Origin of the sequence: Staphylococcus borealis (assembly GCF_001224225.1) — a bacterium.
Taxonomy (GTDB): Bacteria; Bacillota; Bacilli; order Staphylococcales; family Staphylococcaceae; genus Staphylococcus; species Staphylococcus borealis.
Map to the genome: position 1 here is coordinate 125116 of NZ_CUEE01000004.1, position 22186 is coordinate 147301.

Below are 22186 nucleotides of genomic sequence, written 5' to 3' on the forward strand. Positions count from 1 at the left end.
TCTTTTCTTTTAGCGTTTGTCAATTTTATTTGTAATCCAATCCCCAATAAATTGGATTATAAATACGATAATTAAAATAAATACAGTTGAAACTAAAATGACATCATTTTGGTTACGCGTAAATCCTGTTAAGTAAGCTAAGTTACCTAAACCACCTGCACCAATAACACCTGCAATTGCAGTAGATCCAACTAATGCGATTGCTGTTACGGTAATACCTGAAATGAGTGCTGGCATTGCTTCTGGTAATAATACTTTACGAACAACCGTCCAAGTACTTGCTCCCATTGACCAAGCCGCTTCTATAACACCTTTATCTATCTCTTTAAAAGCAATTTCAACTAATCTTGCATAGAATGGCGCTGCGCCGATGACTAATGCTGGTAAAGCACCCGTTGGACCACTTATTGTTCCGAGTAAGACACTTGTAAATGGAATTAATAACAAGATTAAGATGATAAATGGAATTGCTCGGAACAGGTTAACTATAAATGAAACGATACTATAAAAGACTCTAGCACCTTTCGAATTACTCTTGGCTGATAGGAATAAAAGTACACCTAAAATCAAACCAAAAATAAATGCGAAAATCGTCGAAACAATAGTCATATAAAGCGTTTCATAAATGGCTTGCCATACTTCTGGCCACTGGACGTTAGGCATTGTAATCATCTCTTTGAAAATATCACCGTATGATTTATCCATGCTTAACCACCTCCACATTTACATGTTGCTGATGTAAATCCTCTTTAAATGTCTCAAATTCTGTTTCAGCAATATGTGGTATGTGAACCACTAAGAAACCTACTGCACCGCCACGTGTGTTTTTGATATTTGCCTCAAGAATATTGATATCAATGTTATGTGTTTTACTTATGTACGAAACAACGGGTTCTGTCGTATTATCACCATTGAAATTAAGTCTAACGATATAAGCATCTGAATCTAACGGTTCAAGATGTTGGATAGATTCTTCAAAATCATCATCTAAATCATCTTTCACGAAGCGTTTGGTCACTTCGTGTTGTGGATTTTCAAATACTTGTGTTACTTTACCTTGCTCTATCACACGTCCGCTTTCCATAACTGCTACTTCATCACAAACACGTCTGATAACGTGCATTTCATGTGTGATGATCACAATTGTAAGATTTTCGCGCGCTTTAATCTTTAACAGTAAGTCTAATATTTCATCTGTTGTTTGTGGGTCTAATGCACTAGTAGCTTCGTCACATAATAGAACATCTGGTTCGTTTGCTAAAGCTCGTGCGATGCCGACTCTTTGTTTCTGACCACCTGATAATTCAGAAGGATAAGCATTTTCTCGTCCCTTCAAACCAACAAGATCAATTAATTCTCGTGCTCTTTCAATTGCTTTACCTTTAGAGTATCCTGCAATTTCTAACGGGAACATAATATTGCGAAGTACCGTTCTTGACCATAATAAGTTAAAGTGTTGGAATACCATACTTACTTTTTGACGTTTTTTTCTTAATTCTGCTTTTGAAAGTTTGTTAATATTATCGCCATCTATAATAATATCGCCAGATGTAGGCGCTTCTAGATTATTGAACATTCTAATTAACGTACTTTTACCAGCACCAGAGAATCCGATAACTCCAAAAATAGAGCCCGTTTCTATATTTAAGTTAACGTGATCAACTGCTAGTACATCCTTATCTTTTGTGTGATAGCGTTTAACAACTTGATTTAACTTAATCACGTTTAGTGCCTCCTTAAAATTCATTATGTAATTAAAAAAATGCTTTCTCACTTTAGATTAAGTTGAGAAAGCATTGATTCATCTTTCTCTCATCTTCTAAAGTAATTAACTTTATGTGAATTGGCACCATTTCTAATATTAGACGGTTGCCGGGCTTCATAGGGCACATCCCTCCACCTCTCTTGATAAGAGTTTTCGCACTATTTAATTAATTTATATCCTACCATTGCACTATAATTTCGTCAACAATTATTTTAATTTTTCTAACAAATAAGGTACAGATTGAAATGCATAAATTCTATCTACCTCTATGTCCTTATTCATAACAATTAGAACAGGTACTGACATAATTTTGTTACGTTCACTATATTTAGGATGGTAATTCAAATCGATTTTTTTAACGGGTAAATGTAGTATTTCATTCGCAATATCGAGCATGCGCTCAGACATTTTACATGTACCACACATCGGCGTGTATCCGAAAATGAGGTGTTTATCTTTATTAAAATTCTCACTAATATCTTCAATTTCTACAGATTTACTCATGCATGATTACTAACCTTTCAGTCGTTAAATTGGGAATTAGACGTTTTTCTTTACGTACTGTAAAGCCATGTTTACTCAATACATGCGCAAGATAGTTCTTGGGACATCTAGCAACTTCACAATATGTTTTATCAACATAAATGTGTTCACATTCACTAAGATGACGTTTAAACCATTTTCTTATCTTTTCACCTTCGTCATCTGAATCTGCTAGCACAAAGACTTGCTTGTCATATAATGTTTCAATCATGTCATCTAATTTATCAATACTCATTGTACCATGCGTACAAATAATATTGATAGGTTCAGCGATGACTTGTTGTACTCTCTTCTTATCAGATTTGCCTTCAACAATAATAACTTTATTTAAAATTGCCATGTTAATCCACCTTCTAAGTCGATAATAAACAATCAGTTACTTCTTCACAGAACGCGAATACCTTAAACATCATTTACAATTACTTAACAATGTACGCAATTAAAGACGCCCTACCAAACTGAGATGATTACTTTATAGATAAAAAGACAAAATAAAAACTCCATGATCGCAATCAAGGAGTTTAAATTAATTATTCACCAATCATTTCTTTGTATTGATCAGCTGATAATAATTCATCTAATTGACTTTCATCGCTAAGTTCAACTTTAACCATCCATGCTTTCTCATATGGTGATTCGTTAACAAACTCAGGACTATCTTCTAATTCTTCATTTGATTCTACAACTTTACCAGATACTGGCGCATATAATTCAGAAACAGTTTTAACTGATTCTACGCTACCAAAAGTATCCCCTTCGTTGATTTCATCATCAACTTCTGGTAATTCAACAAATACGATGTCACCTAATTCGCCTTGTGCGTATTCAGTGATACCAATTGTTACTGTGTTGCCTTCAACTTTTACCCATTCATGTTCTTTTGAATATTTTAATTCGCTCGGTACTGCCACGAGAATCCCCTCCTAAAATTAATTACAATTTAATGATGCCATACAGTAAGGTTTCATTCAACTATTAAAGTAAAAGTTACAATAATTTATATAAATAAAATTTGTAATTTTAAACTATAACCAAATTTCTTTGTATTGATCTTCTTTAAATCCTAATGTGATGTTTTCTCCAGAAATAGCTAGTGGTCGTTTAACTAACATGCCATCTGAAGCTAATAGATTTAATTTTTCATCTGTAGATAAATCTTTTAATTTATCTTTTAAACCTAATTCTCTATATTTTGCACCATGCGTATTAAATAGTTTATTAACTTCTACACCTGTTTTATCGATAATATCTTCAAACTCTTTTTTAGTTGGTGTGTGTTGTACAATGTCAATCGGTTCATAACTTACGCCATGCGCATCTAAAAATTTTGCTGCTTTTTTACAAGTTGTGCAATTTGAATATTGATAAAATTTAATCATTCAGATGTAACCTCCTATTTCGTCTTATTTTAAATATATCAGATAATCTATGTAAACGCTCTATATTTTAAGCTTAATTTTTCATTTAAAGTAAATTATTCGTTATAATACATTTAGTATTAATTAAAAGGAGCGTTTATTATGCAAAGTATTACTACAACTGATGCGTTTAAATCAACAATCGAAAGTGATAAACCCGTTATCGTTAAATTTGAAGCCGGTTGGTGTCCTGATTGTAAAGCAATGGATATGTGGATTGATCCAATCGTTGAAAAGTATAACGATTACGATTGGTACACTGTAAATCGTGATGAACTTGAAGATGTAGCTGCAGAAAATGATGTAATGGGTATTCCTAGTTTATTAGTATTTGAAAATGGTAACAAACGTGCACATTTACATTCTGCAAATGCTAAATCACCTGAACAAGTAGAATCATTTTTAGATGAAACGTTTAATAAATAGGACGTAGCAAAAAATAATTTAAACATTGGGTCGTTATATTACGGCGTAGTTGACTGTACTTGAGATAAGCTTGTCTTTCAGACCTTGTCAAATTGGTCAATTTCTAACTCAAATAAGTAGGCTGGGACAATATAAAATGTCTCAGCCTACTTATCGTTTTAACAATAACTCACTGGTTTGAAAATGCGCTTAAATCAATTTCTTTCAAACCTAGTCATGATTGTCGCCGGGCCTAAGTAAAGAGAATTTTATCAAGAAATTCTCTTTATTGAAGAGGAACAACGAATTTATTTTATTTCAGTCCACTCTCTCCGTTCATTCTAATACTTAGAAATTAAATGTTTATTTTTACGTGGTGCTTTTGGTGGCACTTCTTCTAAATCTGTTAAATATAGGAAACCTGCAATAATTTCGTCTCCTTGTACACCAAATACTTTTCGAACTTTAGGTTCAAAAATATAAGGTGGTGTCTTCCAACATGTACCAATACCTTGTTCATGCAATAGTAGCATTAAATTTTGAGCATACGCACCCATCGCAAAGAAGTTTTCACGATTTTGTCGTTGTCTTGGATCTGTTTTAAGCACGAGTACTAACATGCCACCCAAATTAGTCACATTCTGGTAGTGGTCTTCTTGTTTATCAGGGTCATTTGGAAAAGCAAAATGCGTAACATCTCTACTCATCTCCCCTAATCTATCCTTAGCTATATGGATAATTCTCCATGGTTCTCGCATTCCATGGTTTGGAGCATCTGCTGCTTTCTCAATCGCTTGATAAAGCTTATTGTCATCTATAGTCATATCATGTTTAAATTTCTTAATACTTCTTCTTGAAGCAATTGCTTCTTGTAGTTCCACAATTATCGCCCCTTATTATTGATAATTCTTCTCAATTATAAAGCCTTTACCACTTAATTTCAAATGTCTATTAATGATTCTCATAAAATAGTAATTGCTGTTTTAAACGATTGATATGTATTTGTCCTGGCGCTTGAGGTTCACCTAAACATCCATATGATACTGTACCGCCAAATACACCTTGCGCAGTTCTACTCACTAAACCAGTACTAGACATTGAAATACCAATCACTTTCGCATCTAATGTATCTGCACTTGCTGCCATTGCTTCAAGTAACGTAACCACATCTTCTTTGCCATGAGGCATCACAGCGATTTTGACATAATCAGGATTTAATTGATTCATTTTATAATAAGTAAATTTTAATATATCTGTTTCAGGCGTTTCTTCAAAATTGTGATATGAAATGACAACTTGTTTATTGTTTTGATGTGCTAAATTGACTAAATCTCGGTATGCACTGACATCACAATCACTATCCCATTCAATATCAATCATATGGCAATGATAATCTTTGATAATGTTATTCAATAAAGCCATATAGCTTTCATACGACATTTCACCTTGGCCACCTTGTGACAGCGTACGATATGTTACTAGAACTTTAACGCTCAAATTCATATCTTGTAGACGCTTGAGATTGGATTCAAGTAACTCAAGATGTTGTTGTTTCCATTGATCAATTCGTAATTCTAGTATATCCATATCTTCATTAAAGGCCTGAATATCATCTAGTGTTGCTGTATCCAATAATTGATTCGGAGCTACTGTTGCAGCCACTTCAACGTTAGTCATAAAGTTTCCTTCTTCCTAAATTAAACTTGCATTTATTTTAAACTATTGTCAGTCTATCTCCAACCTCAAGTTACTTACTTTATCGATTAATTTACTATTTAATGATTTAATATTTTATAAATGGGTAGATAATGATTGTATACGAATTTAGGAGGTAATAATAATGGCAGTTCAATATGAAACAAAAGCAACAAACGTTGGTGGACGTAAAGGACATGTAAACACTGACGATAATGCAATAAATGTAGATGTATTGCCACCACAACAAGCGGACGGAAAAGCAACTAACCCTGAACAATTATTTGCAGCTGGTTACGCTTCATGCTTTAATGGTGCTTTTGACCTTATCTTAAAACAAAATAAAGTGCGTGGCGCTGAGCCAGAAGTAACTTTAACTGTACGCCTTGAAGATGATCCTGATGCAGAAAGTCCAAAACTAAGTGTAGCAATCGATGCTAAAGTAAAAAATGTATTGTCTCAAGAAGACGCTGAAAAATATTTACAAGATGCACATGAATTCTGTCCATATTCTAAAGCAACACGTGGTAATATCGACGTTGACTTAAATGTGGAAGTTGTAGAATAACTGCATTTTAAAATAAATAGACAAATGATTAATTTAATCACTTGTCTTACCTTTAGACACAACAATTCTTTTTTCTAGAATTTTTGTGTCTTCTTTTTTTGTGAAATTTTCAGATTTAAGTTATTCTATAAATACAGTAAATAAATAACTTTATAAAACATTTATACATATTAAATCTCAAATAGTTTATAATAAAATTGTTTTTACATCAATTTTTTTGAGCTTGCCCTATTAATCATACAAATTTTGCGATTATAGAACTGTAATCTATGATAGGTATAGGAGGACATAATGACAACGATTCGTATACTAAAACAAAATGACTTAGCATATTATACTCAATTATTATCAAGTAATTCCCACACGTATTCATGGGATAAAGTATACCTCGAGAATATCTCTAATGATGACCTGAATCAAATACTTTCTGATGATGAAGCATTTTGTAATATAATCGGTGCTTTCAAGGATGATAAACTTGTTGCATGTGTGACATTACGTCAGTTAAAACAAGTTGGAACTTCCCATAAAGCCATGCTAGAGAATTTATTCTTTCTTGATAAGAAGGATGAAACAACACTTCAAGATTTAATGAAAGCTACTTTAGATCATGCCAAATCTCGTAATATCGAAAAACTAATGACATGTGTGACGTCTAATAACATTACCGGTAAAATCTTTTTCTCAACTTTTGGATTTGAAACGTTAGGACTTGAAGCGAAATCTTCAAAAATTGGTGATGACTATTTTGATGTACATTGGTTATTGTATGATATTGTCTAACCCTTTTTCATAATTGCTTAACATTTTTCTAGACATTTCATATATGACCTTTATAATGGGTTTTATATTCTAAATTTTCAGAATTTGTTAATTCAAAATCGCTTCTATGTGAGGTGTAAAATGATACAAGCTGTTATACACGGGCTCTTATTGGCAATAGGCTTAATACTACCTTTAGGTGCCCAAAATATATTTGTCTTTAACCAAGGGGCCAATCAAAGGAAATTTCGGCATGCACTGCCTGCTGTAATTACCGCTGGACTATGTGATTCTTTACTCATAGTATTAGCTGTCATAGGTGTATCTTTAATCCTTATGTCATTTCCATTGCTCCAAATTGTAGTATACATCATTGGATTAGTGTTTCTACTATATATGGCATGGTCATTGTGGCATGAGCAAAGTACGCAATTAGATGATCAGAGGGGAATCTCACCTGCTAAGCAAATTAGCTTCGCTCTCTCTGTTTCACTCCTTAATCCACATGCAATTATGGATACAATTGGAGTGATTGGTACAAGTGCTTCTGCCTACGCCGGTTCTGAAAAGATAGCTTTTACTATAGCGACGATTAGTATTTCATGGTTGTGGTTTATCTTTTTAGCAATTGCTGGACGCAGTGTGGGTCACTTCGATAAGTCCGGTCGATTATTGATAATATTAAATAAAATATCAAGCATTATCATTGTTATCGTTGCATTAATGATACTTCAAAAAATGTTCCATTTACTATTTTAAAAAGTGCTGTTGTATATGCGCTAAGGACTCATTCTAAATAGCACAAAAAGAGGCTGGGACATAAATAATATAATAATGCTATTTTGCAAATTCGCAGTAGCTGACTGAACTGAAAATACGCTTAAATCAAGCTTTTTTCAGTTCTAGTCATCCTTGCGGGGGTGGGACGACGAATTTAAAAAGAATTCTGTCCCACTCCCTTCATGAACCCATTTAATTTTCATGTTTAGAAATATCACCATTTTCTGGATCAATTTTTTCTATAAATTGAAATGCGTTATTGTCATATGTAAATTTTAAAATATGACAATTTCCAATAAAGTATTGTGTTGCTGCTGTATCTCCAATAACTTTTCTTAAAAAAACATCAAGTGTCGTTCCATGACTGACAACTAAATTAGTATCACTGTCTGTGGTACGCATAATTTCGGTTAACGTGCCGATAAAACGTGCCTCAACTTCTTCCTTAGATTCTCCGTCAAACACAACCAAACGGTCTCCAAATGCATCTTCGACATTATAATTCGAATTTAGTAAATCATTACTTTCCCCTTCTAAAATCCCAAAATGCCATTCTTTAAGTCCCTTTAGACGCTTATAGTCTTGATCAGGTGCAACACATTCTAACGTATCACATGCACGTTCTGAACTTGATGAATATAAATTTCCAAATGTAATTTGATGTGCCTCAAAATATTGACCTGCTTGTTTAGCTTGAGCGATGCCTAAGTTTGTTAGAGGAGAGTCACTTGCCCCTTGCACCTTGCCTCTTAGATTAAACATTGTTTGTCCATGTCTCATTAAATAGAGAGTTTTTACCATTATATACACCTCAAACTTAAATTTTGCTTCTAATCATTCACTTTTATCGAAAGTGTTACTAGTTATTAATAATGCTTAAGCACAATTGAATTTTCGAGTAATAGTATACATTAATTTTTTAATTTTCAAAAACAAGAACATTAAAAAAATTTATAAAGTGGTTTGAATCCCGTCATGATGGGTATAAATTATTATAAGATTCACAATTCTAAAAGGAGTGTCATTGATGAGCAATCATAATGAATATAATTATGTTAATCCAAATAAGCTCTCGTTAGATTGGGAATGTTTAATCATAAGCAAAACAGACATGTTATTAGATGGTGTTCCCCAAGAATTAATTAATTCTTGGATGGACAGAAATATTATTGAACCTTTTTCAATAAAAAATAATGAAATTAACTTTAAAACTAAAGATGTGTGGAATGCGTTAAACACGCAAAATTGGTATTACGCTCACTCAAATTAATTTATATAAACTTATTGCTCTATTTGTACTTTCAATAAGTTGGTGATCGACGTAGTTTGACATAACGTACGCTCTAATTACTTGATTATTTCGTTCATGTTTCGGAAACTCACCGTCATTCTCGATATACTGAGCTAAACTTCCAAGAGGCGTATCATCATTAATAAACCCAATTACAAAATCATAAAATGTCATAGTTCCCCCTCCTCAGTCTAATTATGCTTTCTTTGAATATTTCATTATTAATTTTGTCTAAACATATAATATAACTCAACTTTAATATGTAATTAGCATTTATTTTGCTTATTTGTAGTATATAATGTCTTACATTTAATATACTGTTAAAGATTATTAAATCATTAACCCAATAAATAATCACTAAATTTATCATTTATTTAATGGTTTCTTGTTGTAATTGTTACAATTAAGTGAATCATTCGAGGTACGTTTATTTAATTGTGCAGCATATATGAATTTGAAAATAACTATTCAACTCAATTTTTAATTTAATAAGAGATATGATGTCAACCGTTGCTTTATAGCGGTTGGCTTTTTGTATTTAAAAATGTTGTAATATTAGTTTGATATTCATTATTGCTTACTTTCCAAATATAAGCAACTAAATTTTTACCAAATTTCAATATTAAGATAAAAACATTTAATTACTTTGATTAACTCGTGTTACCGGTATAAAATAAATGATATGATGTTAGTAAGTTTAACGAATTATAAAGAGGTGACACCCATGAATAATAATAAAATTTTTTGGATAAATATTTTTATGACACTTTTATTTCTGGGCTTTAATATCGTTGTCACCTATAATCCAGATTTAGATGATTTCTTTTGGCTAGTTCCAGGACTTACGGTTAGTGGCATTACCATTATATTAAGTTTGAGTACTGCCCTTATTTGTAAGAACATAGTTAGCGAAGTGATTTTTCTAATTAATATTGTTATGCTTCTATACTACATTTATCCTATGGTATATACATTTTTTTAAATTAATATTTAGGAGGCTTACACATGAGTTTGCATTTAACTATATTATTATGGCTCGGGATCATTTTCGTAGTAGCAGCCTCAATTATATTGGGCTTATTACTTAAATCTAAAAAAGAAGAACGCAAAGAATCATACTTAGGCTTTACCGTCATATTTTATATTTTCGGATTTGCATTATTAATCTATGTATTCATATTCGGTATATTATAGCGGTGAATTTGGGAGTGTGACAGGAATCTTATTACATTCATTGTCGCACGCCCTTTTTTATTGTTATCTATATGCAATATTCATAAATGCTTAATAATTACTAAGGAGTACAAAAATGAAATGTCTAATTTCTTCATTTATAAAAATACAATTAGTAATATTAATTACTTTTCTACCTTATTCGACGCATGCAATCGCGCATACAGATGATACAAAAGTACTCTCTCCAACCGAAGATGATTTTGATTTACAGCCAGGTGATATCATACTTACTAAGGGCCCAGTTTTATTTGGGTTCTTTGGACATTCAAGCATTGCATTAGATCATGATACTGTTTTACAAATAGAAGGTCCAGGTGATGAACCCATTACTGAATCCTTTCATTCTTTCAAACAACGATTTGGTGAAGGAAAGGATGATTGGATTAAAATTTATCGTTGTACTATGCCAGGTGCTGGAGAGAAAGCTGCCAAATGGGCTGAAACACACTATAAAGATACAGATAAAACCTATTTAGTCACTTTAAATCTTAAGAGCGAAAGATTTACATACTGCACTAAAATTATTTATCAGGCATACAAATATGGTGTAAGTAAAAATGCTATTAATGAACATGGATTACTTATCATTTCCCCTTATGCCCTAGTCGACAACTTCACTGATGATTACCAACTCCAATTAGTTAAACAATACTAAATAGATATCGCAAGGGTGTGTGACAGAAATAAGATTTTTTCAAATTTTATTTCATTGTACTACTGCCAATATATAGTTGTAGCCTGAGACATCGATTGTTGTCTCAGGCTTTTTTGATTATACTGTTTCTTTGAAATAATTAATGAAATGCTCGTTTTCTTCTAATAAATCAATATACGAAATAGAACTAAACGGGATAATACGTGTACAATTTTTTAGCGGATAGATAATAATTTCATTTTCATAATCTAAATGAATATCATTTTCCATCACCATTTTTTTAGTACCTACCACAATCGCAATGGCTTTAAAATCATTGTTATCAAAGTACCTTTTTAATATTTTTTTATTCATGTTATCTCACATCCTATTCACTTCATATTTACCATTATTTTGTAAAATATTAATGAAGTTACTGTATGTTTTATGTAAATTTGTTTTTGAAAATATTTTCAAAAAAATAAAAACATTCAATATCTATTTCATTATAAAATAATAATATATTAAATTTAGGAGTGACTATATTGAAAAAAGTTTTATTTACATTATTATTAAGCCTAGTTCTATTAGCTGGCTGTAGCTTTTCAAACCAAGACAAGGAAAACGATCATTCTAAGTCTAAGACAACATCTCAAGATAACAAAGATAATGATAAAGAGAAAGTCAATCAACAGTCTAGTGCTAAATCATCAAACAAAGATACGCAAAGTGATCATCCATCCACGCAACAAAGTAATGACGACCACTCGTCTAACAAACAAGACTCAGTGTCCCAAGACACTAAGCAAATTGATGTTCAAAATATAACTGATCGAGCAACATTAGAAACAGTGATTTATAGTAATAACTATACTGAAATAGAAAAAATTGCTGCATACAATAGCGCGGTAGCTAATGGCGTCATTCCTCAAGGGAATGTGATGGAAGGCCCTGCAAGCGCTGCATACGAAAGCTCATTACGCGTTGAACGTGGACAAGAAAAATCAATTTATGATCAATCAAACCAAACTTCTGAGACAGATGATATTGATGATCCTAATGCAGAAATCAATGCTGCCACTAATGAGGATGAGTATGTTGACGCTTTGAGAAAGAAATATAACGGTGGCTTATCTTCAGGAGAACTTCAAACAAAACACGCCATTGAAGAAGGTTATTATGATGGTGATGATGCTGATGAAGTATATGAAACAATTCAACAACGGGAACAAGATATAGCTAACGGTAAATATGATAAGTACAAGCGTAATTAGTAAAAATTGAGTTGAATAGACATAGAGAGTAGCTAACACGAGGCTGGGACAAAAATAATATAATGAAGCTATTTTGCAAATTTGCAGTAGCTGACTGAACTGAGAAGGCGCTTAATTCAAGCTTTCCTCAGTTCTAGTCATCCTTGCGGGCGGGGCCCCAGCAAAGAGAATTTCATCAAGAAATTCTACAAGCAAAGCAAGCTGGGAGTGGGACAACGAATTTAAAAAGAATTCTGTCCCACTCCCTTCCTTGTTATCTTGGCAATCGCTAATTGATTTGAAAATGCGCTTAAATCAAGCATTATTCAAACCTAGTCATCCTAGACGGCGAGGACCCAGTAAAGAGCATTTCACTAAGAAATTCTACAAGTTAAGCAAGCTGAGTACGGATAAAGCATTTACTTGATTCCTCTCCCGCACCTGATGATGTTATGCTTTATTTACTTCTTTTCTCATTTTATAAAGATAGTATGGTTTATGATTAATTTCTCCAACAATTTCAAATCCCATTTTTTGATACAATTTCAATGCTGCTTTATTATCTTTCACTACTGTTAACGATAGTTTACTAAATCCTGATGCTTTAGCTTTTTGTTCTGCAACATTTATAAGTTGTTGACCGACACCTTTCCCTCTGGCACTAGGCATCGTCGCTAGCATACTAATATGATATTCATCTTCGTTGCCTTCATCCATCGTAACAAGTGAATAAAACGATTTTGGGTGTGTGATGATAGACTTGAAGGGTTTAATTTTATTCATTGAAATAATTTGAAGTACGGTTGGTATCAACGTCTTATCAATTTGTTTTATAGGACTGCACGTGATCGCACCAAGAACTTGGTCACCTTCTAAAGCCACAAATGACATATCATGACTAAATCGATTCGCATGATTTTGCCATAATCGTTGTAAGTCTTCAACAATTTCTTTATCTTTGGATTTACCTAGTATAATCGGGGCCATGTCGTCTATTGCCGCATATATTAATTGTCCCCCTTCTTGATGATGCGGTTGTGCTGATTGAATAGTTAATTTAGTCAATGTTATTCCTCCTTATTTAACTATTTACTTATTTTTTAAAATTAAACAATATTTGAGCTTATGAGTAATATAATTTATAATATAAAAGTTAATTTACACATTTTTATTATTACATGTAAAAAGGAAGGTCGTATGAGAAAAAGAAAGAACTGGTATTCAAAAGTATATTATTTATTTGTTTCTGTCTTAATTATTGCTATTATAGCGATTGCATTTATACTTTATAAAACGCGTGAAGAAAAACAAAATCGCTCACTAGATTATTATTCAAATTTTCAAGAATTAAAAGATGATACAACAGAAGGTAAAGACTGGCGTGTTAAAGCAAAAAACCGCAAAGATAATCACATCCTTGTTACGGCCATTCACGGTGGCGGTATTGAACCAGGTACGACTGAACTCGCTCGTCGTGTGGCCAATCTAGGTAAGTATGATTTTTATACTTTTGAAGGATTAATGCCTAAACATAATGAACGTTTGCATATTACTTCAACTGTATTTGATGAACCAACCCTCTTAAAAATGTTGGACCACTCCGAAGAGACTATATCCATTCATGGCTATGCAGGTGAAGATCCAATTGTTTACGTTGGCGGCAATGATAAACAATTAGCCAAATCAATAACAAAATCATTAAAACGTAAAGGTTTCACAGTTCAAAAGAGTCCTAAAGGTATTGAGGCGACATCATCCTCCAATATCATTAATAGAAATGACAATGATACCGGCGTTCAACTTGAATTAACAACCGGACAACGTGCACTGTTTTTTAAAGAAAAACAACTGGATCAACAAACAAGATCGAACCCAGACAACTACACCCGTACGTTCTACAAATTTGCCAAAGCAGTTAATCAAGGCATTGAAAACGCTCAATAATCTATTCTCAGGAGTTAGGCTACCCTCACTACGTTTTCACCCCTATTTAAATTGGGTATAAAGTACTATAGTGAGGGGGAACGTGTTATGTTAGAAACATTAACTCAAGAACAAAAATATACAATAGCGAAATTTTATAAATTATATATGGAACGTTCTAATGAAGGTCAGTCAGAAAATGAAGCAAATTATTTTGGTAATAGTATAAAAACACAAGACGATTATTTCTGTGATCGTGAATATGATGATTTTTTAGAGAATTGTAAAGTACTCATTGATCATGGTTATCTAGATGGACAACTAACAGCAGATAGAATTGACGATATTACGATTACTAACAAAGCTTTCACGGAGATAGAACAAAGTTTTAAATAATTAAACCGCTACGTTAGACTATGACTAACGTAGTTTTATTTTTATGAAAAAGGTGAATATATGACTAACTGGAAAATTAATAATCAATCACATAGACAATTAATGGTTCAAGCATATGAAAATGAAATCTCTATAGTTGAACCTTATCATAATGGTGCATTTAGAATATTAGCAGAAATCGACTTAAATCAAACATCGAATGAAACACAACTAAATGATGAAAAACTATATGTTTCTGTCAGCAAAGAGAATGAGGAGATTAACATTTACGATAGAGTCAATTAGTGTGATACATAAAGCCTTTACACTTCTGTTTTCAAATAGTAATTAGATGTTAATTACAAGGTAATATGTATTTTATAATATGTGTAGTACAATGCAATTAATAATGTAAATTAAATGGAGGTAGCCTATGGAGAAACTGTTGTTCTATACAGGCACCGTATTATTAATCATAGCGATTATTTTAATTTTATTCGCTATTGTGGCAGTTTTTAAAAATAAAAACTATTTAAAATATTTCGCAATGGCTATTACGATTATTTTACTTAGCATGCTTGCTTTAGGCATTCATAAAATGATTGAAAGTAACAATCCATCTGAAAATCACGCAACACAATCTAAAGAGGATAAATCGTCTAAAGAAAAAGATAAAGATAAGAATAACGATAAAGATGATAGTAATGTTACTCAAGAAGAACAAAATCGCTCTGAAGAAACATCAGCTAATAATGAAGCAAATACTCAAGAACAGCAAGGCACACAACAAGAACAACCAACCGCTGAACAATCAACTAATGAAACACCTTCTACACAACAAGGGACTACACAAAACAATGCAGTCAATAATCAAAATTCAAATCAATCAAACAACTCAAACCAATCTTATAATCAAAATGGCAGAAATATAAATAACAACACTAATAATGGCGATCACAACAGTTCAAACGAGAATGCTACTACAGACAACAACTCAAGTGCTGAAGATCAGTCAAATGCTGAAAATCAAGCAGATGATAATCAGGTCCAAAGTTATTCTGAAGATAGTGCAAATGGACAGTTTAGAAGTAATGATACATCAGCAGAAAGTAATACTAATGAGACAGATAATAGTACAAATTAATTAACAGTGAAATAGCGTGTTTTCTATATTTACTGTAACTAGCCTTGTCACTCAGTGAATGAGATAACAATGACGTAGCTTATCTCATTTATTCGATTTAATTGAATTTATAAATTATTATTAACTGTTGAATTTTTAGAAAAGTGTGACATACTTATATTAATATTATTTATATCAATTAGATATTAAATATAATTAAACAAAGGGTGACACATATGAAAAAAGTAGCTTTTGTACTGCTTTCAAGTTTTTTATTATTAGGGGCATGCGGTAATAATGATGACCCAGTAGACAATGTTAAGAAAAGTTCTGACAAAAAAGACAATCCTAACGCGCATAAAGACAAAGGCGAATCAGATCGTACAGATGGTAAAAAAATTAACGATAACTAATAGCAAAACTAGCATTTACGTGTTTCATTTATTGAAACAGTAAATGCTAGTTTTTTTGTTTTTACATATGCCTAAAACGATACGTTGACGTACTTTCAATTGTGATCTTTATCAAATAGTTTTCCGACATCTTTTAATAAATCTTTACTTCCTAGCCATGTAGAAAGAGATGACATCATAAAACTAATCGCTTTCGTTAATAATTCCATATTTCAACAGCTCCTTTACTAACGAGTTGTCTTAGTTCATCATGCTGACTTTAGTCTGCTTACTATATATATACCACATCGAAATTGGATGTAACATCATTGAAGCGTGGTGCAGAAGTTTAAATCCTTTTTAACCCCAGCTTGCTTTGCTTGTAGAATTTCTTTTCGAAATTCTCTTTGCTGGGGCCCCGAACCCCAGCTTTCTCTACTCGTGGCATTTCTTTTCGAATTTCTCTTTGCTGGGGCCCCGAACCCCAGCTTTCACTGCTTGTAGAATTTCTTTATGAAATTCTCGTTGCTGGGGCCCCGAACCCCAGCTTTCTCTACTCGTGGCATTTCTTTTCGAAATTCTCGTTGCTGAGGCCCGACTGTACTGAGAAAAGCTTAATTTAAGTGTCTTATCAATTCAGTCAGCTACTGTAAATTTTCCAAATAGCATTATCATATTATTTATGTTGAAGAATCTTTAAAAAGCGTTAGAACCTTTCGTTCTAACGCTTCGTCTACATTTATTGAAATTTGCATTTCAAATCCGATAATCAATGTACTTGTTTTAAAGTCCACGCACGACCGTTGACTAAAAAGAGAACAAGTCCTACTTGCTCTCTTTCCTAAGTTATTTAAAACTTATTCTTAGCTATGCAATGTATTTCGGTTTATAACGTCCACGCATTGTCGTTGACATTTATATTATAACATTTTTATTAAATATTTCAAGACTAATAAATATAATATAATTTAGTTGCGCTCATTCAATATATTTTGGATATGACTATGTTGCTTATCAAAAACGCTTAGTCCACGCTTTAAATAGCTTATTGTTTTGGAACTTCACAGTATACATCGTGTATCTATTAATAGAATTTACGATATCATTTACAATCTTTGTATTAACATGCGATTTTAATAATTCGTCTATCTCTATTTTACATTCATTATAAATTGTAGTGATATCAATCACATTTTGCACTTCTAATAACTTTGTTATTTTTACTCTACATTCAGCAATTAACATCTTATCTGCCTTTTCTTTTGCCATAATTTTTCTTTTTTGACTATTACGTGCTTCAGCCTCTTTTAATAATTGCTGTCGTTTTAACTCTCGCTCTTTTCTCAATGCTTCTTGTTCTTTTTCTCTTTGAATACGTCTTTCTCGTTCTAGTTCTTCTAGATACGCCAGATATTTCTTTTTATGAAAATAATCAATCAAAGCAAAAACTTTCTGTTCGATGTTAGTGGGCAAAGCCATACTATACTTTTTAAAATCATTAATTAATTCAATATTCTTACTCGTAATAGGCTTTGATGAATTCGAGTTAAATTCTTCCACGTCTGACTCAGAGATCGTATTCCACTCTTTATACATGTTTATCACTTTACGATGATACTCTGAATCATTCATCAATTTATCATGATTTAAGAGTACATCATCCAACCAATCATCTAACAAGAACATATTCTTTCTAACCTGATACGCAATACGATTCGGAATGCCACTATGTTCTTTAAAATGTTCAATCCCAAGTTTTATAATAGTATCTTTTGACTTTGATCGAAGTATATATTGATACTTTAATTCTTTTCCGCATTCACAATATAATGGCGTATCATTATAACTCGTTCTGTAATTTTCATTTACTTTAAAGTCGATAAGTTCCCACTCTTCTGAATAGCGATACATATCATTAATTAATATATTCTTTTTTCTGTATTTATAATACTTAAACAGTATTTCTCTTTGGTTCTCAGTTAATTGACTGATTAAAGCATGTCTATGTTTCTCGTTATTCACATATCTCAAATAACCACCTCTTCTACTTATAAGGGTTAACTTTAGTTCATTACACATTAATGTGATGGTTTGATTTGTATGTTTGCATATGTAAAAAGAGATATGACTAATCACTCATTAATCATATCTCTATATCAACACTATGATATTCAATTATAATGCCTAGTCTCATAGCAGACGGCTACTACTGTACATGATTTTGTTTTTTAAAGTCCACGCATGGTCGTCGACTTAATTATATTATAATATTTTTATATAATAAATACAACATCATTTATATATTCTAACCTAGAAACGTTTAAATACAAAACCAAAAGAGACTGGGACATAAATAATATAATTATGCTATTTTGCAATTTCGCAGTAGCTGACTGAACTGAGAAGGCGCTTTAATCTAAGCTTTTCTCAGTTCTAGTCATCCTTGCGGGCGGGGCCCCAACAAAGAGAATTTCACTAAGAAATTCTACAAGCAAAGCAAGCTGGGAGTCGGGGCCCCAGCAAAGAGAATTTCATCAAGAAATTCTACAAGCAAAGCAAGCTGGGAGTCGGGGCCCCAGCAAAGAGAATTTCATCAAGAAATTCTACAAGCAAAACAAGCTGGGAGTCGGGACCCCAGCAAAGAGAATTTCATCAAGAAATTCTACAAGCAAAGCAAGCTGGGAGTCGGGGCCCCAGCAAAGAGAATTTCATCAAGAAATTCTACAAGCAAAGCAAGCTGGGAGTCGGGGCCCCAGCAAAGAGAATTTCATCAAGAAATTCTACAAGCAAAGCAAGCTGGGGTTACGACGAATTCAAAAAGAACTCTGTCCCACTCCCTACATAGTGGAGACGGCGGGAGTTGATAAATAGCATTATTAATGAATTTAAAAACCTTTAAGAATGTTGTCATATCAACGTTTTGATTGCCTTAGACATTGAGTGTAAAATGTTAAAATTGTAAAAATAAGAAAGATTTGTGGCAATCAATTAAGATTATGTCATTACATAAATTGGATAAACAATATGTCTGAGCCTCTGACTACTACGTGTGTTTTACCTACAAAAATATAATTTGCATCATCAGAAATTTTTAATCTATCAATATTATCTCCAGTGATAGTTGTTACTTTTTCTGCATGTAAATATGAACATTTAATTTCTGTTAATTCTTTAATTTCTATATATTTATCGTCTTTTAATTGGATAAAGCAATTCATCATAAAACCTCCTTATATACATATATAATTATACACTGTTCAAACTATAAACAAAAGCTATCATACTTACTATTATCTATAACTTTATGTTATAATATAAGTGTATCAATAATCTATTAAATTGATACATCTGTTGTATTCGACTGGTTTTAGTTGAATACTCCAAACGTTTTTCATCTTGATAGTTTTCTTTAATTGACTTTATGGTCATTAATATGAATCTTTAAATTTAAGTTGTTCTCAGAATCTTACAATTGGGTTACGGAAACGTCACATTTATTTGTGGCGTTTTTTAATACACTTATACATAAAATAATTTTTCGATGCAACACAGTGGCTCTCTCAGCATCAAAAAAGCCCTATTTATATAATAAGGCTTTAATCACTAGCTTCTGCAAAGATCGTTAATGTTTGATTCATTCCATTATCATTAGTAACCGATACTATATTATAATCTTTTCCATTATATCTAACATATTGGCGTGGATTGATTCCTTTTCTATATCGAATAATGAAACGGACATTTTCTTTATTTGCTGTAAGTCTCCATTGTTGAAATTCATTCCCTTTCATTGTTTTAACATCTGCCCAAGGTGTAGCAATTACAACTTTAGTTGAGCCGAACGCCTCAGGGCCATCATTTTCTTGTTCTTCTAAAATTTCTATTTTATTTCTATAATGATATGCCATTGTTTACCTCCTTACATCGCTCTTAAAAATTGCTCATAGTTATCAAATAAACCTACATACGCATCTAACATGGAAGCCACGCCATCAATACGACGTTTAGGTGATTGGTTCTTAATAGGGACGATATTACCGTTTCTATCAGTTTCTACACCTGTATTAGTTAAGCACCATTTTAAAATCGGGTTATTATTGTAATTGATTTTATGTTTCTCTAAATCAGCGCCCATGTTTTGCATTGGTAAACTTAACGTTTTAGCCCCCTGTGGCGTTCGTACCATGTGAAAGCCGTACGCCTCCATTTCATCTACCCAGTACCTTGCTGAATAGTTATCATAGTATATCCATAGTGGCGTTATATCATAGTCATTCATCATCTCATTAAACCAGTCCGTAATATCGCTATAATCAATCGTGTTGCCACTGCATAATCTTAATAGCCCCTGTTCGTGCCATTTGTCATATGGTATTTTGTCCTCATGCACACGTTTATATAAATTATCTTCAGGCAACCAATACATCTGATGAACGAATCTCATTTCAGTTTCAGGATCAATAAATAATAATGTGGCACAACTTAAGTCTGTTGTGATAGAAAGGTCTGCCCCACCTATCGCATACCAACCTGTAAAATCTTTAATATCGAATGTATCTTCATTATTGATTGCATCGAACGTAAGCCATGCGCTGTGTGTCACTTCACGGATATTAAAATCTTTGGTTAAGATACCCGTTAAGTCATTCATGTTATTTTGTGCACGTGCCACTTTACGCTCAATATCTTCAACCTTTTTAGATACACCTAGAGCAGGATTAGCTTTCTGCCAACAATCAGGAAGTTTATACTCAGCTTTATGATCTAACTCATACATAATCGGCAAGAAATTATCATCAGTGAAATTACCATCAACCACATTACAAGCATACTCATATAAATCATCAAAGATAGTACCCCTATGTGTTCCAGCTGTTGTAATCATAATAAGTAATGGCTGTGTACGTGCTGACTGTGATTGTTTCATTACTTCGTAAAGATTTCTATCTTGAATGGAATGTAACTCATCAATCACGACAAGATGCGCATTTAATCCATCTAATGAATTGGAGTTCTTCCCTAGTGATTGCATCTTACTGAAGTTATGACTGAAATATAAATCTGATTTGCGCTTACGAATATTTTTATTTAAATCAGGACTCTGTACGATCATCTCATGTGCTTGGTCGAACAATATATTTGCTTGGTCACGCTTCGATGCAACTGAGTACACCTCTGAGCCACTTTCTCCGTCTGCAATCATCATGTATAAAGCAATCGCTGCTAACATGGTTGTCTTACCATTCTTACGACCAACAAAGAAAAATGATTCAGTATAACGTCTGTATCCTGTTTCTTTATCTACAAAGCCAAATAGTGCCGAAATATAGGCTTTTTGAAATAGGTCTAATATTAATGGTTTACCAGCAAGTTCACCTTTAGAATGACGGCAGAAATTTTCTATAAATTGAATTGGTCGCATAGCTTTAGCTTCATCAAAGATATATTTGTCGTGATGTTCCATATCTTGAATTAGTTTTTGATATTGTTTTTTCACACGTTTAGAAGTCACAATTTCGCCATTCTCTATCGCTTTATAATACTGTTCAATGTAGTTAGCCATTAGTCACAAAGTCCATAAATGCGTCAGATTCTTCTACTTCTTGAGGCAATAGAGAAAGTAATTGCTTAAGTGTGGCGTTATACTTCGAAACTGTCGTATTGTATGACTTCATAGCAGGACTTTCTTTTAAATATTCTTGTTCGCCCTGTTTAAAGATGTATGTTGCGCCATGTGTACGTACAGTATTTTTCAGTTCGTTCATTGTTTCTTTCATGAAATTTAATTCTTCTATTAAATCATATGCAACTGGTTTATTAATATTATCATCTTTATCAATTTGTATTTTAAGTTGTTCTAAATTAATTGATTTATATATCTTATTCATTTTTTTATTCTCCTTAAAGTAATTATTAGGCACCCCTAAACTTTCAAAATATCGAATGGAGGAAAAGTTGAGCCCAGCACCGGTTCCCATCAAATACTTTCACACCAACAACATGGGGGGGTATTATTTTTTTAT

31 protein-coding genes and 1 riboswitch are annotated in these 22186 nt (G+C 32.5%); of the genes, 14 read left to right on the forward strand and 17 right to left on the reverse strand.

Features of this window, described 5'->3' with window-relative positions; all coding sequences use genetic code 11:
* Positions 1–9: 9 nt before the first annotated feature.
* The 6 genes from AK212_RS06260 to AK212_RS06285 form a co-directional block, all read right to left on the reverse strand.
* Positions 10–705: a methionine ABC transporter permease gene (locus tag AK212_RS06260; protein ID WP_053029848.1), complete on the reverse strand. Its 696-nt coding sequence runs from the start codon at positions 703–705 to the stop codon at positions 10–12.
* Complete coding sequence (locus tag AK212_RS06265; RefSeq protein WP_053029849.1) at positions 698–1723, reverse strand: methionine ABC transporter ATP-binding protein; 1026 nt, start codon at positions 1721–1723, stop codon at positions 698–700. The genes AK212_RS06260 and AK212_RS06265 overlap by 8 nt, the downstream gene beginning before the upstream one ends.
* An 86-nt stretch (positions 1724–1809) precedes the next feature.
* Positions 1810–1915, reverse strand: a riboswitch (SAM riboswitch).
* Between the two features lie 57 nt (positions 1916–1972).
* The gene (locus tag AK212_RS06270; RefSeq protein WP_053029851.1) at positions 1973–2269 is read right to left on the reverse strand and encodes a thioredoxin family protein; all 297 of its coding nucleotides are present in this window, start codon (positions 2267–2269) and stop codon (positions 1973–1975) included.
* Positions 2262–2648 carry a toprim domain-containing protein gene (locus AK212_RS06275; RefSeq protein WP_053029854.1) on the reverse strand — a complete coding sequence of 129 codons (387 nt, stop codon included), beginning with the start codon at positions 2646–2648 and terminating at the stop codon, positions 2262–2264. The genes AK212_RS06270 and AK212_RS06275 overlap by 8 nt, the downstream gene beginning before the upstream one ends.
* Positions 2649–2838: 190 nt before the next feature.
* Positions 2839–3219: a glycine cleavage system protein GcvH gene (gene gcvH, locus AK212_RS06280; protein ID WP_053029855.1), complete on the reverse strand. Its 381-nt coding sequence runs from the start codon at positions 3217–3219 to the stop codon at positions 2839–2841.
* Positions 3220–3333: 114 nt separating this feature from the next.
* A complete protein-coding gene (locus AK212_RS06285) occupies positions 3334–3687 on the reverse strand; it encodes an arsenate reductase family protein (RefSeq protein ID WP_053029856.1) in 354 nt (117 codons plus the stop codon).
* A gap of 141 nt (positions 3688–3828) precedes the next feature.
* Between AK212_RS06285 and AK212_RS06290 the strand changes: the two genes are divergently transcribed.
* Positions 3829–4152 (forward strand): thioredoxin family protein, encoded by a 324-nt coding sequence (locus tag AK212_RS06290; protein ID WP_053029857.1) that lies wholly within the window; start codon positions 3829–3831, stop codon positions 4150–4152.
* A 320-nt stretch (positions 4153–4472) separates the two neighbouring features.
* Here AK212_RS06290 and AK212_RS06295 read toward each other — a convergent pair whose 3' ends face one another.
* Together AK212_RS06295 and aroD are read right to left on the reverse strand one after the other, a co-directional pair.
* Entirely contained in the window at positions 4473–5012 is a 540-nt protein-coding gene (locus AK212_RS06295; RefSeq protein ID WP_053029858.1) for a nitroreductase family protein, read from the reverse strand.
* A gap of 70 nt (positions 5013–5082) precedes the next feature.
* The gene (gene aroD / locus AK212_RS06300; protein WP_053029859.1) at positions 5083–5808 is read right to left on the reverse strand and encodes a type I 3-dehydroquinate dehydratase; all 726 of its coding nucleotides are present in this window, start codon (positions 5806–5808) and stop codon (positions 5083–5085) included.
* Between the two features lie 163 nt (positions 5809–5971).
* Here aroD and AK212_RS06305 point away from each other — a divergent pair, with 163 nt between their 5' ends.
* The 3 genes from AK212_RS06305 to AK212_RS06315 all read left to right on the forward strand — a co-directional run bounded on the left by AK212_RS06305 (position 5972) and on the right by AK212_RS06315 (position 7915).
* Positions 5972–6394, forward strand: a complete 423-nt coding sequence (locus AK212_RS06305; RefSeq protein ID WP_053029860.1) for an organic hydroperoxide resistance protein — start codon at positions 5972–5974, stop codon at positions 6392–6394.
* A gap of 291 nt (positions 6395–6685) precedes the next feature.
* Positions 6686–7177: a GNAT family N-acetyltransferase gene (locus AK212_RS06310; RefSeq protein WP_053029861.1), complete on the forward strand. Its 492-nt coding sequence runs from the start codon at positions 6686–6688 to the stop codon at positions 7175–7177.
* Positions 7178–7297: 120 nt separating this feature from the next.
* Positions 7298–7915 carry a LysE/ArgO family amino acid transporter gene (locus AK212_RS06315; protein ID WP_053029862.1) on the forward strand — a complete coding sequence of 206 codons (618 nt, stop codon included), beginning with the start codon at positions 7298–7300 and terminating at the stop codon, positions 7913–7915.
* A 213-nt stretch (positions 7916–8128) separates the two neighbouring features.
* Here AK212_RS06315 and AK212_RS06320 read toward each other — a convergent pair whose 3' ends face one another.
* Positions 8129–8737: a histidine phosphatase family protein gene (locus AK212_RS06320; protein ID WP_053029865.1), complete on the reverse strand. Its 609-nt coding sequence runs from the start codon at positions 8735–8737 to the stop codon at positions 8129–8131.
* Positions 8738–8963: 226 nt separating this feature from the next.
* Here AK212_RS06320 and AK212_RS06325 point away from each other — a divergent pair, with 226 nt between their 5' ends.
* Entirely contained in the window at positions 8964–9206 is a 243-nt protein-coding gene (locus AK212_RS06325) for a hypothetical protein (protein WP_053029866.1), read from the forward strand.
* Here AK212_RS06325 and AK212_RS06330 read toward each other — a convergent pair.
* Positions 9198–9401: a sterile alpha motif-like domain-containing protein gene (locus AK212_RS06330; RefSeq protein WP_053029867.1), complete on the reverse strand. Its 204-nt coding sequence runs from the start codon at positions 9399–9401 to the stop codon at positions 9198–9200. The two genes, AK212_RS06325 and AK212_RS06330, sit on opposite strands and share 9 nt — an antisense overlap.
* Before the next feature lie 550 nt (positions 9402–9951).
* On the opposite strand from AK212_RS06330, the gene tsaA reads away from it, so the two are divergent.
* From tsaA to lnsA, 3 genes are all read left to right on the forward strand, one after another.
* Positions 9952–10209 (forward strand): type II toxin-antitoxin system antitoxin TsaA, encoded by a 258-nt coding sequence (gene tsaA, locus AK212_RS06335; protein ID WP_053029868.1) that lies wholly within the window; start codon positions 9952–9954, stop codon positions 10207–10209.
* Between the two features lie 23 nt (positions 10210–10232).
* Positions 10233–10421: a type II toxin-antitoxin system toxin TsaT gene (tsaT, locus tag AK212_RS06340; protein WP_053029869.1), complete on the forward strand. Its 189-nt coding sequence runs from the start codon at positions 10233–10235 to the stop codon at positions 10419–10421.
* Positions 10422–10536: 115 nt separating this feature from the next.
* Complete coding sequence (lnsA, locus tag AK212_RS06345) at positions 10537–11118, forward strand: lipoprotein N-acylation protein LnsA (RefSeq protein WP_053029870.1); 582 nt, start codon at positions 10537–10539, stop codon at positions 11116–11118.
* A gap of 117 nt (positions 11119–11235) precedes the next feature.
* On the opposite strand, the gene AK212_RS06350 is transcribed toward lnsA, so the two are convergent.
* Positions 11236–11472: a hypothetical protein gene (locus AK212_RS06350; RefSeq protein WP_053029872.1), complete on the reverse strand. Its 237-nt coding sequence runs from the start codon at positions 11470–11472 to the stop codon at positions 11236–11238.
* A gap of 161 nt (positions 11473–11633) precedes the next feature.
* Here AK212_RS06350 and AK212_RS06355 point away from each other — a divergent pair, with 161 nt between their 5' ends.
* Complete coding sequence (locus tag AK212_RS06355; RefSeq protein ID WP_338123495.1) at positions 11634–12371, forward strand: hypothetical protein; 738 nt, start codon at positions 11634–11636, stop codon at positions 12369–12371.
* Positions 12372–12800: 429 nt separating this feature from the next.
* On the opposite strand, the gene AK212_RS06360 is transcribed toward AK212_RS06355, so the two are convergent.
* A complete protein-coding gene (locus AK212_RS06360; RefSeq protein WP_053029876.1) occupies positions 12801–13415 on the reverse strand; it encodes a GNAT family N-acetyltransferase in 615 nt (204 codons plus the stop codon).
* A 132-nt stretch (positions 13416–13547) separates the two neighbouring features.
* Between AK212_RS06360 and AK212_RS06365 the strand changes: the two genes are divergently transcribed.
* The 5 genes from AK212_RS06365 (at position 13548) to AK212_RS13635 (ending at position 16184) form a co-directional block, all read left to right on the forward strand.
* Entirely contained in the window at positions 13548–14294 is a 747-nt protein-coding gene (locus AK212_RS06365; RefSeq protein ID WP_053029877.1) for a poly-gamma-glutamate hydrolase family protein, read from the forward strand.
* Positions 14295–14381: 87 nt separating this feature from the next.
* Complete coding sequence (locus AK212_RS06370) at positions 14382–14669, forward strand: hypothetical protein (protein WP_053029878.1); 288 nt, start codon at positions 14382–14384, stop codon at positions 14667–14669.
* A gap of 60 nt (positions 14670–14729) precedes the next feature.
* The gene (locus AK212_RS06375) at positions 14730–14954 is read left to right on the forward strand and encodes a hypothetical protein (protein WP_053029879.1); all 225 of its coding nucleotides are present in this window, start codon (positions 14730–14732) and stop codon (positions 14952–14954) included.
* 127 nt (positions 14955–15081) lie between these two features.
* Positions 15082–15792 (forward strand): hypothetical protein, encoded by a 711-nt coding sequence (locus AK212_RS06380; protein WP_053029880.1) that lies wholly within the window; start codon positions 15082–15084, stop codon positions 15790–15792.
* Positions 15793–16007: 215 nt separating this feature from the next.
* Positions 16008–16184: a hypothetical protein gene (locus AK212_RS13635; protein WP_174841502.1), complete on the forward strand. Its 177-nt coding sequence runs from the start codon at positions 16008–16010 to the stop codon at positions 16182–16184.
* Positions 16185–17177: 993 nt separating this feature from the next.
* On the opposite strand, the gene AK212_RS06385 is transcribed toward AK212_RS13635, so the two are convergent.
* The 5 genes from AK212_RS06385 to AK212_RS06405 form a co-directional block, all read right to left on the reverse strand.
* On the reverse strand, positions 17178–18194 hold the full coding sequence (locus AK212_RS06385; protein ID WP_053029881.1) for a hypothetical protein: 1017 nt from the start codon (positions 18192–18194) through the stop codon (positions 17178–17180).
* A gap of 971 nt (positions 18195–19165) precedes the next feature.
* Positions 19166–19381: a hypothetical protein gene (locus AK212_RS06390; protein WP_053029882.1), complete on the reverse strand. Its 216-nt coding sequence runs from the start codon at positions 19379–19381 to the stop codon at positions 19166–19168.
* Between the two features lie 378 nt (positions 19382–19759).
* Positions 19760–20071, reverse strand: coding sequence for a phage head closure protein (locus AK212_RS06395; RefSeq protein WP_053029883.1), 312 nt, complete (start codon positions 20069–20071; stop codon positions 19760–19762).
* Between the two features lie 11 nt (positions 20072–20082).
* The gene (locus tag AK212_RS06400; RefSeq protein ID WP_053029884.1) at positions 20083–21726 is read right to left on the reverse strand and encodes a terminase large subunit; all 1644 of its coding nucleotides are present in this window, start codon (positions 21724–21726) and stop codon (positions 20083–20085) included.
* Positions 21719–22051 carry a hypothetical protein gene (locus AK212_RS06405; protein WP_049395089.1) on the reverse strand — a complete coding sequence of 111 codons (333 nt, stop codon included), beginning with the start codon at positions 22049–22051 and terminating at the stop codon, positions 21719–21721. Before AK212_RS06405 ends, AK212_RS06400 begins: the two co-directional genes overlap by 8 nt.
* Between the last annotated feature and the right edge of the window lie 135 nt (positions 22052–22186).

What these genes read in the sequence shown, in the direction of transcription:
- AK212_RS06260 (WP_053029848.1), bottom strand. Translation starts at nt 705, where the DNA reads ATGGATAAATCATACGGTGATATTTTCAAAGAGATGATTACAATGCCT.
- AK212_RS06270 (WP_053029851.1), bottom strand. Translation starts at nt 2,269, where the DNA reads ATGAGTAAATCTGTAGAAATTGAAGATATTAGTGAGAATTTTAATAAA.
- AK212_RS06275 (WP_053029854.1), bottom strand. Translation starts at nt 2,648, where the DNA reads ATGGCAATTTTAAATAAAGTTATTATTGTTGAAGGCAAATCTGATAAG.
- AK212_RS06285 (WP_053029856.1), bottom strand. Translation starts at nt 3,687, where the DNA reads ATGATTAAATTTTATCAATATTCAAATTGCACAACTTGTAAAAAAGCA.
- AK212_RS06290 (WP_053029857.1), top strand. Translation starts at nt 3,829, where the DNA reads ATGCAAAGTATTACTACAACTGATGCGTTTAAATCAACAATCGAAAGT.
- aroD (WP_053029859.1), bottom strand. Translation starts at nt 5,808, where the DNA reads ATGACTAACGTTGAAGTGGCTGCAACAGTAGCTCCGAATCAATTATTG.
- AK212_RS06305 (WP_053029860.1), top strand. Translation starts at nt 5,972, where the DNA reads ATGGCAGTTCAATATGAAACAAAAGCAACAAACGTTGGTGGACGTAAA.
- AK212_RS06310 (WP_053029861.1), top strand. Translation starts at nt 6,686, where the DNA reads ATGACAACGATTCGTATACTAAAACAAAATGACTTAGCATATTATACT.
- AK212_RS06315 (WP_053029862.1), top strand. Translation starts at nt 7,298, where the DNA reads ATGATACAAGCTGTTATACACGGGCTCTTATTGGCAATAGGCTTAATA.
- AK212_RS06320 (WP_053029865.1), bottom strand. Translation starts at nt 8,737, where the DNA reads ATGGTAAAAACTCTCTATTTAATGAGACATGGACAAACAATGTTTAAT.
- AK212_RS06325 (WP_053029866.1), top strand. Translation starts at nt 8,964, where the DNA reads ATGAGCAATCATAATGAATATAATTATGTTAATCCAAATAAGCTCTCG.
- AK212_RS06330 (WP_053029867.1), bottom strand. Translation starts at nt 9,401, where the DNA reads ATGACATTTTATGATTTTGTAATTGGGTTTATTAATGATGATACGCCT.
- tsaA (WP_053029868.1), top strand. Translation starts at nt 9,952, where the DNA reads ATGAATAATAATAAAATTTTTTGGATAAATATTTTTATGACACTTTTA.
- tsaT (WP_053029869.1), top strand. Translation starts at nt 10,233, where the DNA reads ATGAGTTTGCATTTAACTATATTATTATGGCTCGGGATCATTTTCGTA.
- lnsA (WP_053029870.1), top strand. Translation starts at nt 10,537, where the DNA reads ATGAAATGTCTAATTTCTTCATTTATAAAAATACAATTAGTAATATTA.
- AK212_RS06350 (WP_053029872.1), bottom strand. Translation starts at nt 11,472, where the DNA reads ATGAATAAAAAAATATTAAAAAGGTACTTTGATAACAATGATTTTAAA.
- AK212_RS06365 (WP_053029877.1), top strand. Translation starts at nt 13,548, where the DNA reads ATGAGAAAAAGAAAGAACTGGTATTCAAAAGTATATTATTTATTTGTT.
- AK212_RS06370 (WP_053029878.1), top strand. Translation starts at nt 14,382, where the DNA reads ATGTTAGAAACATTAACTCAAGAACAAAAATATACAATAGCGAAATTT.
- AK212_RS06375 (WP_053029879.1), top strand. Translation starts at nt 14,730, where the DNA reads ATGACTAACTGGAAAATTAATAATCAATCACATAGACAATTAATGGTT.
- AK212_RS06380 (WP_053029880.1), top strand. Translation starts at nt 15,082, where the DNA reads ATGGAGAAACTGTTGTTCTATACAGGCACCGTATTATTAATCATAGCG.
- AK212_RS13635 (WP_174841502.1), top strand. Translation starts at nt 16,008, where the DNA reads ATGAAAAAAGTAGCTTTTGTACTGCTTTCAAGTTTTTTATTATTAGGG.
- AK212_RS06390 (WP_053029882.1), bottom strand. Translation starts at nt 19,381, where the DNA reads ATGAATTGCTTTATCCAATTAAAAGACGATAAATATATAGAAATTAAA.
- AK212_RS06395 (WP_053029883.1), bottom strand. Translation starts at nt 20,071, where the DNA reads ATGGCATATCATTATAGAAATAAAATAGAAATTTTAGAAGAACAAGAA.
- AK212_RS06400 (WP_053029884.1), bottom strand. Translation starts at nt 21,726, where the DNA reads ATGGCTAACTACATTGAACAGTATTATAAAGCGATAGAGAATGGCGAA.
- AK212_RS06405 (WP_049395089.1), bottom strand. Translation starts at nt 22,051, where the DNA reads ATGAATAAGATATATAAATCAATTAATTTAGAACAACTTAAAATACAA.